This window comes from Liberiplasma polymorphum, assembly GCF_043951795.1.
Taxonomy (GTDB): domain Bacteria; phylum Bacillota_I; class Bacilli_A; order Izemoplasmatales; family Izemoplasmataceae; genus Liberiplasma; species Liberiplasma polymorphum.
This window is the reverse complement of the sequence record NZ_JBIOAG010000003.1, coordinates 1-15,147: the sequence shown is the minus strand read 5'-3', so window position 1 is coordinate 15,147 and position 15,147 is coordinate 1. Positions and strand designations below refer to the sequence as shown.

The following is a 15,147-nucleotide window of genomic DNA, read 5'->3' as shown; positions in this document are numbered from 1 at the left end:
CTACTTCATTATTTCTTTCATGGCTTGTAATAGTTTATCTGCATAAATATACGCTTCTTTATATAATCGTTTTTCTTCTAATGCTTCAGTATATAATCTGGTTGCCATTTTGACTAACATAAAATCGGCTTGATTAAATGTTGAATCCGCAAATTTTTTCAAACGACTTAAGTATTCATCATCTCGACTGTGTGTTAAAGCATACTCAATCGCATCCATCGCTAACCATAAGTGTCCATAACGGTCATCAAACTGGTCGGTTTTAGCTTGTTGAATAACATGCAATGCTTCGACACCATATTTCTGTTGGAATAAGGCATACGCTTTAAAGCAGTAATACTCCCCTTTTTCTGATTTATAGGTGTTCAATATTTTTAGGGCTTCAGCGTAATTACGATGAGCAAGGTGATAACGTGTCATATTTTGTTTAGCTCTTTCAAGTAAGAACGGCTTATTATTGATATCTGCATAGTGATACGTATATTTATATGACTCTAAAAAGTCATCAAATCTGTTCATATAAATTAAGATACGTTGGGTCATAATTTTCGCTTGCATTAAACGTGTAAAATTATAGAGTTTTTGAAACGTGTTAGAAGATAATTCAAACCTTTTTAATGATTGTTTATAATCATAAAAATTTTCTGCGAAAATAATCCCTCTAATTTGGTGGTTAAAAGCCATAAGATGTTGATCCTTACCAAATGTTTCATATTGATCAAGATATTTTATGGATGTAACTCTATCTCCTTTATTAATGAAATACGCTGCATATTCTATATAAAGTAACTCTTTATCCCTTCCTTCAAACAATTCTTCAAGAAGTAGTAGTTTTTGATAAAACTCATCTTGAAATTCTTTATATCTTCTTAAGTGTTGTGTATACATAAACATGATTAAATAGTAACGATGAAAACAATCACAATTGAGATAAATGTCCTGATTTTCATATAATTCTTCCGCAAAAGGATGCGTTGGCTCAATTCTTGCATACAAAATATCTTCATATATTTTATTAAATTTTGTATCAAAGCTCGTTTCACACTCTAAACAATATTGACGTTTAAAATCCAATACTTTACTTAACGTTGTCATCGTCTCGTCTGTTGGTTTCATTAACCCTTGCTCAATTCTAGTTAACATACTATGAGAAAGATTCGTTAAGGTCGCAAGTTCTCGTAGAGTGAGTTTTTTCTCATGTCTTTTTAAACGGACTTTAAAACGAAAACGATCATAATCCTTAGTTAATTTTTCCATGAGGCATCCTCCATTAATGGTTTGTAAGACAAACCTATCTAAATGCAAATTTAGTGATAGAAATGATTATTATGTTAAAATAATTATTAAGGAGTGATAAAATGTTACCTATTGTATTTAACGAACAACTAAAAACACGTAATATGTTAATATGGTTAGCCATTTTCTTAGTCGTATTAACTTTATATATGATGTTTGATTTTTTAGCATTTGGATCGCTTAATTCAATGATTAATGAACTCGGTGTTGGCTTATTCATCGTTCATATGCTGATTAATCTAACGATGGCTTTATTAACAAGTATTATGTTATCTTTTACGCAAATTAAATTAAACTTAACCAAAGTTGAACCTAAAGGATCTAATACCATTCCTGTTGTTTCATTTGTATTTGCATTATTTACTTTCGGTTGTACACCTTGTGTTATTGCCTTTTTAGCTGCAGTAGGGATTGCTTTTACACCCATAATATTTCCGTATGGTAATCTGCTTTGGAAACTTCTATTACTTTTATTTATTGGTTTATCGACAATTTATATTTTGTATAGTGTTCATAAAGGTACTTGTAAAGCAAAAATATCTAATAATCAAGCTTAGGCTTGATTTTTTAATACTTTTGTTTGGCTGGAATAACGCCTCTTACGCCACCTTGAGGTTTATCCATATCACCTTTATACCTAGGGATCAAATGAACGTGGAGATGAAATATCGTCTGTCCTGAGGCTTCACCGTTATTGATACCTATATTATACCCATCAGGTTGATACATCTTATCTAAACGATTTTTCATAACGTGTAATGCATCATGCATAGACATAATTTCATCGTTTGTTGCTAGAAAGTAATGTTCAATATGACGTTTTGGAATGATCAGTGCGTGTCCCTTACTAACTGGGTAAGAATCAAATATGACATACATATGATGATTTTCATAGATTATTTCAAACGCTTTTTTACAAAATAAACACATACCCTCACCTCACTTCATCACTTTTTTATTCATATCGATCATTAATTTTGTAATATCGTACGCTTTTTTATATAGACGCTTTTCAACAAGCATCTCACGATAATATTTAAATGCAATTTGCGTTCGGTTGTAGGCACAAGATTTAATTGATTCGTAAAAGTATTCTTCTAGTATGGTCTCATAATTTTCGGTATTTTCAGGATCGATTATACCTTCTAAAAAATCAAAGCCAATAGTATCAATCTTTGTTTGATAATCCGATTTGCTTACTTCATTTTCGCCTATTTGAATGGTTTTTAGGGCTTCACTTATTAAGTTTTCTTTTATTTGTGCATAAGCTAAATAATAATAGTATAACCCTGTTTTATTTTGAATTTTACTAGCTGTTTCGATTGCTTGAAGATAATCATGTCTTAGAATATGATAGATAAGCGTATTAATTCTTGTTACATAAGTTAGCCCTGTTAGTTTTTCCCGGATTGCATACTGTTCAATAAAGTTTAACTCATCTATTAATTGATCAAAATCAGCCATTTTCATACGGTTAACTGCAATATATAAACGTGCATAAACGGCGCGTCTCATGTTGTTTTGGCGTTCAAACAATTGCATAGCTATTTTGAAATACTTCGTTGATTTTGTGAGTTTATAACTTTCTCCGTAGGTGCGTCCTAAAAAATAGTTATATAAAGGCACTGATGTCTCAGAAGGATTATTATCTAATCCTTTATGTAAGTTATCTAAGGCTACCTCATATTCTTTTAAATTAAAATAGTAAATCCCTCGATATAATGCATAATCCTCATACAAGTTTGAGTCAAGCATATCACTAACATAATCAATTGCTTGAAGAAACATTTTTGTTTTTTCCATTTTCCCATGATGAGGGTAATTATATACCCCAATAAATAAAACAATGTAATCAATCGTCAAACAGGAGTTTAAATAATAAGGCTCTTCTATTTCAATCTGTTCCATTTTTGGTAAAATATTTGGAATTGCTACATAAAACAATGCATCCTTAACCTGTTTTCTCAACTCGAAAAAACGTTGATTTTTTTCTTCATCATGCATAAAATTCACACGTAATGCACGTGTGATTTTTTCATAACTTTCCTCAGTTATTGGCACTAATCCATGTTCAATTTTGTTAAGTAACGTATGTGAAAGTCCTGAATGACTTGCAAGTTCCCTTAAAGTGAGCTTGGCTAAGTGACGACGAATTTTAATCATTTGACCAAATGTTTTTAAAATATGTTCGTTTATATAGTCTACTTGTAAGTTCATTTCATCACCCGATTTCTTCTAAACGTCTTAGTTGTTTTAAAAGTTCTACTTTGAAGGTAACACTTTGATACATGGTTGTATCAATAAAGTAAACATCAATTTTTTCTTGCCTCGAGCGTTTTAGTAATCGCTCAATGGTATAAATTGATGGATGTACAGGCGTTCTTAATAATATCATTCTTAAATCATTTGTATGGTTATATAAAGTAAATGCAGCCTCATCAATACTTTCCATATGTGGTAGTCCTAATAAAATCGATTTAAGATTCTCATTCTTTTTATATGTTTTAATATTATTATGGTATAAGTAATGATCAAAGGTGTTTAAATCTATAACCGGTAAGTTATTTGGATATAAATTAAAAAGTCTTCGAAATAATAGATCACTTGAATCACTAAGCGTAAGTACTGTATCCAAATCAATAAATAAATGGATAGGCTGTGGGTGATTATCATAGAGTTTAGGCATCATATGAGGATGATTTTTTATCCAATCATAGGTTTCTTGTTGGGTGTTTTTATGTAAGCCTAATCCTATAATCACTGGCTCATTCTTTAATGGATCATATAATGTTTGGACTGGTTTTTTTAGTGTTGTTTTAAGTAATTTTTTTTGTGCATTGAATGCAGTTCTAATATCAAAATAAGGATATGGATGATTACTGATAAACTGTTTTATTGCAAGCACTTCTTTAGTTGATTCATGTGGATACGATTCTTTTTTACTTTGAACTGGGTGTATATACAGTGATGCATATGAATTGGAACCTTGATAAGTTTTAACAACATCTTCTTTTACATTTAAGTATACACTAGTTAAGCCAACTTCTTTATGTGCTGCATCACTAAGGATGGTAACTTTATCTGAATAATGTAGGTCTAAACTGTTTTTATGATTCGGATTGATAAATATCATACAATCAAATGGCTTTTTCTGATAAGCTAAAAACTTCGTGTTTTTCACGATAATTGCAGGGAAAATTTGCTTAATTTGCTGAAAAATGTATGGTTTTTTAATTTCTTTAAAGATTTCTTTAATATCTTGTTTGAGCACTAAATCACTTAATTTTCTGTATGCTTTATGATTTAATTTTTTCATACGGTGTGATTGTAAGTGTTCAAGCGTATCGTTTAGACTTTCTGTTGTGGTAGTTTTATTGTAAAGTTCGCTAATAGGTGTTTCATAATGGTGTCTGGCTACATCAATCATTAAACTTTCTGCCATGATGCTTTCATGAAATAACTCATAATCATTAAAGTGTTTAATATAGTCGACTAACATTTCATAGCGTTTAACCTGCGTAAATGTAGATTCAATATGATCAAAATACGATTCATAATCATGAGCTTTAAAAAGTGGATAGTCACTTAAGGATGTATACGATTTATTAAAAGCAGTTAAAGTGTTATTCTCGTCTTTCAAATCTAACACGCCACTTGGTAAACTAGATGATTTTATGACATCATATTTATCTATAATTAATATTGATTGATTGTTTAAAAGGGCTGTTTTAACAATTTGAATAGCCGTTTGTGTAATTTCTTCTATGTTCGCATCATATAACATAGTGACAGGATGTTTCATACTAGAAAATGCGATTTGATTTTCGCGTAAGTATAGCTTCTCGTTTGTAAAGGGTAATATATAGTCCTTACGTCCTAAATTTTTAAGGTTTAATAAATCAAAATATGCTTTAAACGGTCTAGTTTGCGGCACATTTAAAACGAGTTTTATCCGATCTTCTATTGACCTTCTTACTTTTGTTTGTGATAAAAAGTAAATAGATTCTTCTTTAGTTATCACTGATGGTTTAATAAATTTTTTAAAGGTTGAAATCGATAAAGAATCTACATCGTTTGGAATGATTTTTAAAGCGTAATGATTAGTCTTGTTAATAACAAGTTCTTTTTCTTCATAACAAGCTTTTTCGATGTTATAGACAACTTTTACAGAAAGTAAAGGTTGAAAGATTGGCTTATCTAACAAAATTACAGATTTATAAAGTGTTTTTAACGGATCAATTTTAATGGTTTCAATATTTTCTTTTATAAGTTCAAATGTGTTTATGGCAAATAATTTGCGAATATTAAATTGATATGCATCAAAAAAATCTTTAGTCGTTTGTTTTTCTAAAGCAACTTTACTTTTTAGTGAAAGTTCATCTGGGTAGCTGTAATATAACGGATAAATCATTTGAATCGACTTTATTTGTTTAAGCGGCTGTGTTGCTATTTGTGGTAAATACATGTCATCATAAAGTAATCTATAGTTTTCATCCATTAGATGGAATCTAATTTTATCTTCAGATTCTAACCATTCAAAAACAACACAGTGATATTCTTTTAATCCAGAATATTGTGACTTCACTGTGATGGTAATTGGCGTGTTATATAAAATACTTTGATGCAAATGCCAAGAGATGTTACCCATAGCCTCACCTCCGTTGATAGTTTGATTTTATCAAAATAATGTACTTATAGCAATAAAACCCTAACGTTTAAGTTAGGGTTTTAATTTTAACACACTTGTTTTCTAAGTTGAAACTTATTTATAACTAATGTAATACCATGAACACTAAAAACACTTAAGAAAGCAATTGTTCCTAGTTTTCCACCTGCACCACCAAAAAATGGTGCGCTAAATATAAAGATTAATCCAAATAATACACCGGCTAACGCTACGAATCGCTCGTCTTTTAACTTTGCTTGATTGCTCATTCCTGCAAATGATGCGCCAATCACGACTATAGCTAACATTAAGCCGTTTGTTGCACTCGCAAAACGAAGCACAGCGCCTAGAAAAAATCCTACAAAGCCACTTGCTAAAACAGGCCCTTGGTTAAAACGAATACTTAGTGTATAGGTTATAGTTGCTGCAAAAGTACTAAAAAATATAATCAAAAGTTGTTGATTTAATGTATAAACAGTGCCTTCTAAAAATGGTGTCCCCGCAATAAGTGAAGTGATTAACGCTCCAGATAAAGCAATTGTTCCAAGTTTACCACCATAACCGTTGAATACATCTTTAACAAGGATATAAATTAATCCTGCTAACAAACTTGCTAAGATAAAAGGATATATCCCTAAGAGCAAAGGACTACTCATTCCTACAAATGATCCGCAATATAAGGCCACTTGATATTTCTTTACAAATAATGCTGCCAAGATACCGATTAATCCACTTGATAAGACAATACAAAACGGTGTGTTAATGTGAATGATATACGTTAAAAATGATCCAATAACAACCATTAATATGTCTACCCCTTGTTTTTTAATGTCTAATACAACATGAGGTTTACCTAAAACATCTTCTTTAAATACTTTAATTATCGTTACAATAGCACCAATTGAGAAAAAGCTAAATACAACTAAGAATACGGGTTGATTCAAAATTAAATTCCAAAGCGTAAGGACTAATATAATCATTACAAAAGAAGTAAGTGTAACAAAACCTAATAAACGTGAAATTTTCATAAAAGAAACCAAACGTTAAATAACGTCTAGTTCTTTCCCTACTTTCTTAAACGCATTAATGGCTAAATCTAAATCTTCTTTAGTATGAGAGGCACTAATCATTACCCTACATCTACCTTTACCTAAAGCTACTGTCGGGAAAACGATAGCTGAAACAAATACGCCTTCGGCTAATAATGCTTTTGAAAATGCCATCGTTTTTGCTTCGTTTCCAATCATAACAGGCGTAATAGGGGTTTCGCTTATTCCAATATCAAACCCTAAATCTTTTAATGCTTGTTTAAAATAACGTGCATTATCCCAAAGCTTCTCAGTATATTCTTCTGTTTCCATAAGCATTTTAACACTCTCAATGGTTGCTGCAGTAGCTGCAGGCGGTAAGGCTGTAGAAAATAGCAATGGTCTAGCACGATGCAATAACCATGACTTTACATTTTGCTTAGTTGCTACATAACCCCCAACAACCCCAATAGCTTTACTTAATGTACCGATAATAAAATCGATCTCACCATGTAATCCAAAATGGTCAACTGTCCCTCGACCACTCTTACCAAGTACACCACTACCATGAGCATCATCTACATAAGTTAATGCGTTGTATTTTTTGGCTAATTCTACGATTTGTGGTAATGGGGCTAAATCCCCATCCATTGAGAAAACACCATCAGTTATAATCAATACATTACGGTAATTTTCTCGTCTTTCTTTTAAAATGCTTTCTAAATGCTCCATATTGTTATGTTTATAGACTGCTTTATCAGCTTTAGATAAACGAACACCGTCTATGATAGAGGCATGATTTAGCTCATCACTAATAATCAAGTCTCCTTTTTCTGTAATGGCTTGAATCGTCCCAATATTACAGTTTAAGCCTGATTGAAAACACATAACAGCTTCTTCATGTTTAAACTCAGCTAATAAAACTTCTAAAGTTTCTAATAAATCTTGATTTCCTACAATCGTACGAACACTACCAGCACCAACACCGTATTTTTCCAATGCGTCCATTGATGCTTTTTTAACACGTGGATGGTTGGCTAAGCCTAAATAGTTATTACTAGATAAATTAACAACTTGTTTTCCGTTTAAATTAATTACATTCGTACAAGGTCCATAATTTACTGGTAACTCTCTATAGACACCGTCTATTTTGAGTTGTGCGATTTTCTCATCAATAAATGCAAGTTTATTCATAAATATCATCCTCTGGTTTTAATACAATCTTCCCACAATTTCCACTACCCATAATTTCTGCAGCTTCATTAATTTTAGATAATGGGAACTCATGTGTAATGATTTTATCAAGATTTAGCTTGCCTGATTCGATTAGTGCTTTAACTTGATACCATGTATCATATATTAATCGTCCAACAACCCCATAAATATGGATCCCTTTAAAAACGATATCTGTCGCTAAATCGAGTTCAATCGGTTGTGCTGGAATACCAAGTAAACTCATTCCACCACCTGGTTTAATATACTTAAACGCTTGTTCAATAGCCGTTTTATTTCCACTAAACTCCCCAATGACATCGACACCCTTACCGTTTGTTAGTTTCATGACAGCTTCAATAACATCTTCTTCTAAAGGATTAACCACATGATCAGCGCCTAGTTCTTTTGCTAAGTTTCTTCTGTAGGCATTAACTTCTATAGCAATCACGGTTTTAGCGCCAAGGGCTCTTGAAACATCCACACCCATTAAGCCGATTGGTCCACATCCAACAACTGCTACAACTTTGTCTTTAATATCAAAATGTGACATTGTATGAACAGCGTTCCCTAAAGGCTCTTGAACAGATAAATGTAGTGGATTAACATCTTTACTATTCACAAAGCAATTAGCAGCTGGCATTTTAATATAATTCGCAAAACATCCATCTGTATCCACACCAATAATAAGTGTTTTCTCACAAATATGACCTTCTCCTCTTAAACAGAACTCACATTCATCACAAATAATATGGGTTTCAGCGCTTATTACATCGCCAACTTTAACGCGATCAACCGCTTGGCCTACTTTAACAATTTCACCACTAAACTCGTGTCCAACAGTTAAAGGTAATTTAAGACGTTTTTTTGCCCAATCATCATAAGTATAAATATGATAATCAGTCCCACAAAACGATGCCGTTAATACTTTTACTAATACTTCGTTGTCTTTTAAATCAGTGGTTAGTGTTTTTTTCTTATAAGAAAAACCTTTTCCAGGCTGGTCTTTTACAACAGCCATCATTTCTAAAGTTTTACCGTTTTCATATGTTCTCATATTTAGAAACTCCTTCAATTAATAATAACGCTTACATCATTATCATTATAACATAAAGACAATCGTTAATAAGCATGTTTTAAAAGAAATATTTAATTCGTTTTTTAAGCAGAAAAAAGTCATCCAGTTTACTAATGGATGACCTAAAAAAATAAAAAAGGAGTAATGGTAAACGAATAAAAAAATCCCTCACAAGCCTTCCAAAACTTATACCTAAATCCTTAACCCGTCTACTACATTTATATTATGCAATACGTTGAATACATAAACAAGTAGGTACTGTTAGTTTACAAAAGGGTAAATTTCACCTTTAAAGTGAAAATTACCCTTTGTTGGTTCATATTTACAGAAATTTCGACTCTTTCATGTAATCTTTGGCAACTTTTAAAGCTTTGTCAAATAATTTATTATGCTCGTAATATTCTAGTGCCATAATTTGGATGATGCGATAAATATTAAACTCGTAAATGGCTTCAGGCTTATTTGATAGTTCAATGTAGAGCGTTTCAAATTCATCATTATCATATTTTTTAGTTATAAAATACATGAATAATTTATTTAATCTCGAAAACAAATAATGTGATTTAATTTCCGATAGCTGAAGCGACGCTTTTAAAACACTAACTGCTTCATCATTTCTATTAAGGCGATTTAATATATTGGCTTTATAAAAATGAAAATACAAATCGCTTATTTCATACAAATCAAGTTCTTTTAAGGCTTGTTCATATTTTTTTTGTCTATAGTAAGTGTATGATCTTAAAAATCTAAGGTGATTAAAAAAATGCTTGGTGTCCATATCATCATGTTGAATACTTAACTCTAAGTTATTCAGTGTTGAAACTGCCTCATCAAATCTACCGACTTCGGTTAAGTTTTTTACTAAAACTAAATCCGCTGCTAATTTACGTCTTAAGTTTGCATGCTCTCCGTGTAAACGTGAAGCTCTACTGGCTTGAAGAATACAGTTATGTATTCTAAACTGTCTTTCATAACTAAAAGCTAAATAACTTAAGTTAATTGCATAAGCTTTTTGATTTCCATGTAAAAACTGGTTAGCTTCTAAATATCTGACCGCTTCTGCCACTTGATTAGTTTTAAATAGATTAACGCCTTTTATTAAATTAAATCTTTGTTTTTGTTGTTCAGAAAAGTAATCATAAAATACTTCAAGTTTATCAATTTCTTCTAATGAATAATTGCCATTATATGAAGACTGATAAGTTATGTAAGAAAACATATAGTCGATATATATAAGCGAATAAAAAAGCTCGTGATGTTTTTGATATAACAATTTAAAAATGTCATTCATTCTTACACGATCACCATAATACATTGCTTCATTATAAAGTTCTAGTTGTTCATATTTATCTGTTAAAAAATCTAAATCCGTTATTAAGTTGATATCAACATGACTAAACAAACGTTCAAGTGTTTCAACGTTTGGAAATATTTTACCGGTTTCAATTTCTGAAACTAATGTTGGTGCAACATTTTCGCTTCGGGCAATCCCTCTTAAAGAATAACCTTTTTTCATGCGCTCAAACTTAAATACTTGTCCTAGTATTTTTAAGTTTGATTTGGGATATATAGAATTCGTCATAAATGTGCTCCTTAAACTTCGGTTTCATTTAAGAACTCAAGTAATTTTTGATAGGTTTTATCTTTGTTTAGTTCGTTTAACACTTCATGTCTGGCTTCTAAAACTTCATAGATTCTTAATGGATAATTTGGATGTATCGATAAATAATAACGTGCTAACTTTTCAATTGCGGTCCCGTTTGTATTTATAGGATCTAAGAGCCCTGAGATAAATAATGTAGGTAGAATTTTTGCTTCTAACATAGACTCTTTATTATTTACCTTATCGACAGTTTTAAAGAAGTCTTTATAAAAGCGCTTATTATAAGCATACCCACAAAGAGGATCTTCTATATATTTTTGCACGATTTTTTTATCTTGAGTTAGCCAATCAAATTTTGTAATTGGTTGCTTAATTTGTTTTATAAGACCATCATTTAATAATTTCGCAAGACCTTCATGTCTTTTATGATTGCCTTTAAAAAGACCCAAAAAAGTTGCCATCAATCGCATCAACTTAATATAAGTTCCCTTGTATTTTGGTAAAGATCCCATAATAATAGCTTTTTCTATGGTAGCATTCGAGTATACTTGTAAATATCTTCTTAAAATAATTGACCCCATACTATGACCCAACACATAATAAGGTAAGTCTTTATGGACTTTCTTAATATGATTTCTGATAAGTTCTACATCTTCAATGATATTTTCAAATGTGTCAGATTCATCAAACAAACCTACTTGTTGGTTAGGTTTTAAACTCATACCATGTCCTCGGTGATCATGGGTATAAACAGCATAATCATGTGAAACTAAAAACGCCGCAAAGTGCGCATATCTTAATCCGTGTTCACCCATACCATGAAGGATATGAACGACACCTTTGGGTTTTTCAGGTAAATAACTTACGACATGCAAATTACTCTTAGAGGTCCCTTCTATAAATAGCGCCATTGTTTTCATAACTTTCCCCCAATAAACGAAACTTTCATATTTATTATAACATATGTTAGTTTTAATAAGGTTTTTTTGTTTTCGTTTTACATAGGCAATTTACTGATAGTATGTTAAAATAAAAAGGCTTAAAAAAGGATGATGACGATGAAAAAAATAGCATTATTATTACTATTAGTATTAATAGTTTTTAACCTAAGTGCTTGTATCGAAAAAGATATTAAAGATAATGGAAACACTATTGATGAAAGCACACCTTTAGAATTCTTAGATATTTTTTATGTCAATGATTTACATGGTGCAATTTTACCTGAGGGAAACCGAATGGGATTTGCCCATATCGCTAATTTATTAATTGCACAAAAGCAAACTTATCCTGAAAATACGCTTATTTTATCTGGTGGCGATATGGTTCATGGAAGTGCTTTATCAAACCATTATTTAGGTGAATCTATGATTCATTTAATGAATGCTTCTTTATTTGATGCAATGGCTATAGGCAATCATGAATTTGATTGGGGATTAGAAACAGTAAGTCGTTACTTTAATCCTGAAAGTGCGCATTATGTCGCTAATTTTCCAATGCTAGGTGCAAATGTTCATTATAAAGGTACTAATGATATGCCTGCCGGCATTGATCCTTATACCATTATCACTAAAGGTGATATGAAAATTGGCATTATAGGCATAATAGGCTATGGATTAGAACGTTCTATTTCTACAAGGTTTGTTGAAGATTATGAATTTAAAAACCCTGTCCCTATTGTTAAAGAATACGCAACCTACCTTAGAACTGAAGAAGGCGTTGATTTAGTCTTACTGTTAACTCATGATGCAGGTGGTGTTAACGATGCAGCTTTTGAATTTGTTGGTGATGCAAAAGTTGATGCAATTTTTAATGCCCATTCACATAGAGTAGAATCTGGTTTTAGTTATGGAATCCCTGCCATTCAATCTGGTGGGTATGGCTCTCATGTTGGTCATATACGTTTTGAAATAGACAATAAACTCGTAACTGATGTAACGATGTCTAACTATACACAAGCAACAAATGGTTTATTAACAAGTGCGCACCCAGGTGTTCAAACACTCATTAACCAATATGTGTTTGAAACAGATGCAATATTTAATGAACCTATTATTTATACAAATCAAACTTTATATCGCAATGACCTCACCTACTGGATGTCTACTTTAATGCGTACGGCGACAAACGCAGACATCGGTTTTCATAACACGGGTGGTACGCGTACAAATATTGAAGGTAACGCCTATATTACATTATCAACCTTATATGATGTTTGGCCGTTTGATAATGAAGTAATAACAACTTATTTAACTGGTGCACAAATTAAAAATCTTATGGGTCGTTTAGATTATTATAGTACGGAAATAACCTACTTCAATGATACCGAATATTATAAGGTGGCTACAAACGATTACTTATTTTTCCATAATAGTTATTCATTTAAAGATGGAACAGACAGTGTTGAAACGACTTTATTTTTAAGGGATTTAGCTTATTATGAACTTAAGAATCAAGCGTTAATTTATTCAACTTTTAGTTTAAGTAATCCAATTTTAACTACTTATATTCCTAATCAAAACAATCAAGAAGACACTGTAAATTAGACGCTAATTAGCGTCTTTTTTCATAAAAAAAACCGCTAAGCGGTTTTTATACACATTGAACTTCTTGAATTTTAGTGCCTCTTAAATCAACACTCACACTTTCAATTTGAATATCATTGAGCGGTTGGTCACTACGATCGGTTTGAGCTGAAGCAATGGCATCTAGCACATCAAATCCTTCAATCATCCCACCAAATCCTGCATATTCCCCATCTAAATGATGACTATTTTGATGCATGATAAAAAACTGTCCTGTCGCTGAATCTTTAACCATCGTTCTAGCCATCGAGATAACCCCACGTGTATGTTTAAGTTCGTTATTAAATCCGTTAGATTTAAACTCTCCCTTTATCGAACACTCTGTATCCGCACCCCAACCGCCTTGAATCATAAAATTACGAATTACACGGTGAAATATTAACTTATTATAATACCCTTTTTCAATTAGTGTTACAAAATTAGCTACTGTATTCGGCGCAACATCATTAAATAGTTCTAGTTTGATTTCTCCTAGTCCTTTAATTTTCATTGTGACTAAAGGATTAGATTCATTAATATATTTTTGATAATCCATTGTATAAAACTCCTTTTAATTTATACGTAATATTATACCATATAGTTTAAAATAGCTTGAAAAAAGCGGAAAAAGTTTAGTAATAGATAGAATGAAAGTGTATTGAACTATTTAGTATACGCTTTTACTTTTTCTCAATGATCTATGGACCATGTTGCAAGGGGTTTATTAAATTAATCACATATTCAATAATCGTTTTAAAGCACACTTCATAAAATTAATATTAAAAAAGGTCACAACAAGCATTCTAAGATGCTTGTTGTGACCTTGTCATTTCTATGGAATTCTTTAGTTCAAGAGGCGGTGAACTTAGTTCTAGTTTTTTTCTTATGGACTGATTTTTAATGTCAAATATTCCGATAGTCATTCCTATAATAACGATCCCTAATACACTAATAATAAGCGCTATTATTGGACTGAAATCCATAATAAGTAACCCGGTAATCCCACCTGAAACATAACCCAAAAACTTTACACTAAAATAAAATGTCTTAGCCCAATCTCCACGGGCAATTCCAATCCCTATATCTGTTATATCGCCAGTCACATGAGTCGTTCTACCTATTTCACTTTGTGAAGTCGCTCCGTTTTGCCAACCCATTCCCATAGGAAGTAACATAGCAAAAATATGTGTCCCTAAACTTTCAATCATTTGATTATTGGTTAAAATCAAAATCATTGAAACCAATGCGGGAAGGGTTGAAAGCATAAGATTTGCAGAGAATTTTATGTATTTTGCAACGATGGCTGACATATAGGCACCAAATATAAATGAAAATACAATTAACATTAAGTAAAACGCCATTCTTATATCCGTCACGAGAAACCGTGAAAGATCTGATGCTGGCCCTGTCATATGTGAAACTCTTGAGAACAAGATGGCGTAGGTTGCAATCATATTAATGCTTCCAGACCAAAATGTAAGTAACCAGCCACAAAACCAAAGAAGTTTCTTGTAGCCTGGATTATTTTGCTCAATATTCTTAATCATTTACAACCCTCCTGTTCTCAGATTTTTTAAAAAAATTTATTTAATTATAATACAAATGCATCTGAAACTTCTTCTTGAATAGGCTTTAAAACAATAACTGGTTTTTTAGTTAATAAAGATAGTAGCACACAAATACCAGAAAGTGCTGCAGCTAGA

General features: G+C 31.6%; 13 protein-coding genes. 2 read left to right on the top strand and 11 right to left on the bottom strand.

The window, feature by feature from the left end; all coding sequences use genetic code 11:
• Positions 1 to 1,257: a helix-turn-helix domain-containing protein gene (locus tag ACHAJD_RS01100; RefSeq protein ID WP_435584001.1), complete on the bottom strand. Its 1,257-nt coding sequence runs from the start codon at positions 1,255 to 1,257 to the stop codon at positions 1 to 3.
• Positions 1,258 to 1,358: 101 nt separating this feature from the next.
• On the opposite strand from ACHAJD_RS01100, the gene ACHAJD_RS01095 reads away from it, so the two are divergent.
• Positions 1,359 to 1,853, top strand: coding sequence for a hypothetical protein (locus tag ACHAJD_RS01095; protein ID WP_435584000.1), 495 nt, complete (start codon positions 1,359 to 1,361; stop codon positions 1,851 to 1,853).
• Between the two features lie 10 nt (positions 1,854 to 1,863).
• Here ACHAJD_RS01095 and ACHAJD_RS01090 read toward each other — a convergent pair whose 3' ends face one another.
• From ACHAJD_RS01090 to ACHAJD_RS01055, 8 genes are all read right to left on the bottom strand, one after another.
• Positions 1,864 to 2,226, bottom strand: coding sequence for an HIT family protein (locus tag ACHAJD_RS01090; protein WP_435583999.1), 363 nt, complete (start codon positions 2,224 to 2,226; stop codon positions 1,864 to 1,866).
• 9 nt (positions 2,227 to 2,235) lie between these two features.
• A complete protein-coding gene (locus ACHAJD_RS01085) occupies positions 2,236 to 3,513 on the bottom strand; it encodes a helix-turn-helix domain-containing protein (RefSeq protein WP_435583998.1) in 1,278 nt (425 codons plus the stop codon).
• Between the two features lie 4 nt (positions 3,514 to 3,517).
• Complete coding sequence (locus ACHAJD_RS01080; RefSeq protein WP_435583997.1) at positions 3,518 to 5,944, bottom strand: hypothetical protein; 2,427 nt, start codon at positions 5,942 to 5,944, stop codon at positions 3,518 to 3,520.
• An 86-nt stretch (positions 5,945 to 6,030) separates the two neighbouring features.
• On the bottom strand, positions 6,031 to 6,990 hold the full coding sequence (locus tag ACHAJD_RS01075) for a hypothetical protein (protein WP_435583996.1): 960 nt from the start codon (positions 6,988 to 6,990) through the stop codon (positions 6,031 to 6,033).
• Positions 6,991 to 7,005: 15 nt separating this feature from the next.
• Complete coding sequence (locus tag ACHAJD_RS01070) at positions 7,006 to 8,184, bottom strand: glycine C-acetyltransferase (protein ID WP_435583995.1); 1,179 nt, start codon at positions 8,182 to 8,184, stop codon at positions 7,006 to 7,008.
• Positions 8,177 to 9,259, bottom strand: a complete 1,083-nt coding sequence (gene tdh, locus ACHAJD_RS01065; RefSeq protein ID WP_435583994.1) for an L-threonine 3-dehydrogenase — start codon at positions 9,257 to 9,259, stop codon at positions 8,177 to 8,179. The genes ACHAJD_RS01070 and tdh overlap by 8 nt, the downstream gene beginning before the upstream one ends.
• Before the next feature lie 343 nt (positions 9,260 to 9,602).
• The gene (locus tag ACHAJD_RS01060; protein ID WP_435583993.1) at positions 9,603 to 10,862 is read right to left on the bottom strand and encodes a helix-turn-helix domain-containing protein; all 1,260 of its coding nucleotides are present in this window, start codon (positions 10,860 to 10,862) and stop codon (positions 9,603 to 9,605) included.
• An 11-nt stretch (positions 10,863 to 10,873) separates the two neighbouring features.
• Entirely contained in the window at positions 10,874 to 11,803 is a 930-nt protein-coding gene (locus ACHAJD_RS01055) for an alpha/beta fold hydrolase (RefSeq protein ID WP_435583992.1), read from the bottom strand.
• 138 nt (positions 11,804 to 11,941) lie between these two features.
• Here ACHAJD_RS01055 and ACHAJD_RS01050 point away from each other — a divergent pair, with 138 nt between their 5' ends.
• Entirely contained in the window at positions 11,942 to 13,426 is a 1,485-nt protein-coding gene (locus ACHAJD_RS01050) for a bifunctional metallophosphatase/5'-nucleotidase (protein ID WP_435583991.1), read from the top strand.
• A 46-nt stretch (positions 13,427 to 13,472) separates the two neighbouring features.
• Here ACHAJD_RS01050 and ACHAJD_RS01045 read toward each other — a convergent pair whose 3' ends face one another.
• The gene (locus tag ACHAJD_RS01045; protein ID WP_435583990.1) at positions 13,473 to 14,000 is read right to left on the bottom strand and encodes a peptidylprolyl isomerase; all 528 of its coding nucleotides are present in this window, start codon (positions 13,998 to 14,000) and stop codon (positions 13,473 to 13,475) included.
• A gap of 247 nt (positions 14,001 to 14,247) precedes the next feature.
• The gene (locus ACHAJD_RS01040) at positions 14,248 to 14,991 is read right to left on the bottom strand and encodes a YoaK family protein (protein WP_435583989.1); all 744 of its coding nucleotides are present in this window, start codon (positions 14,989 to 14,991) and stop codon (positions 14,248 to 14,250) included.
• Between the last annotated feature and the right edge of the window lie 156 nt (positions 14,992 to 15,147).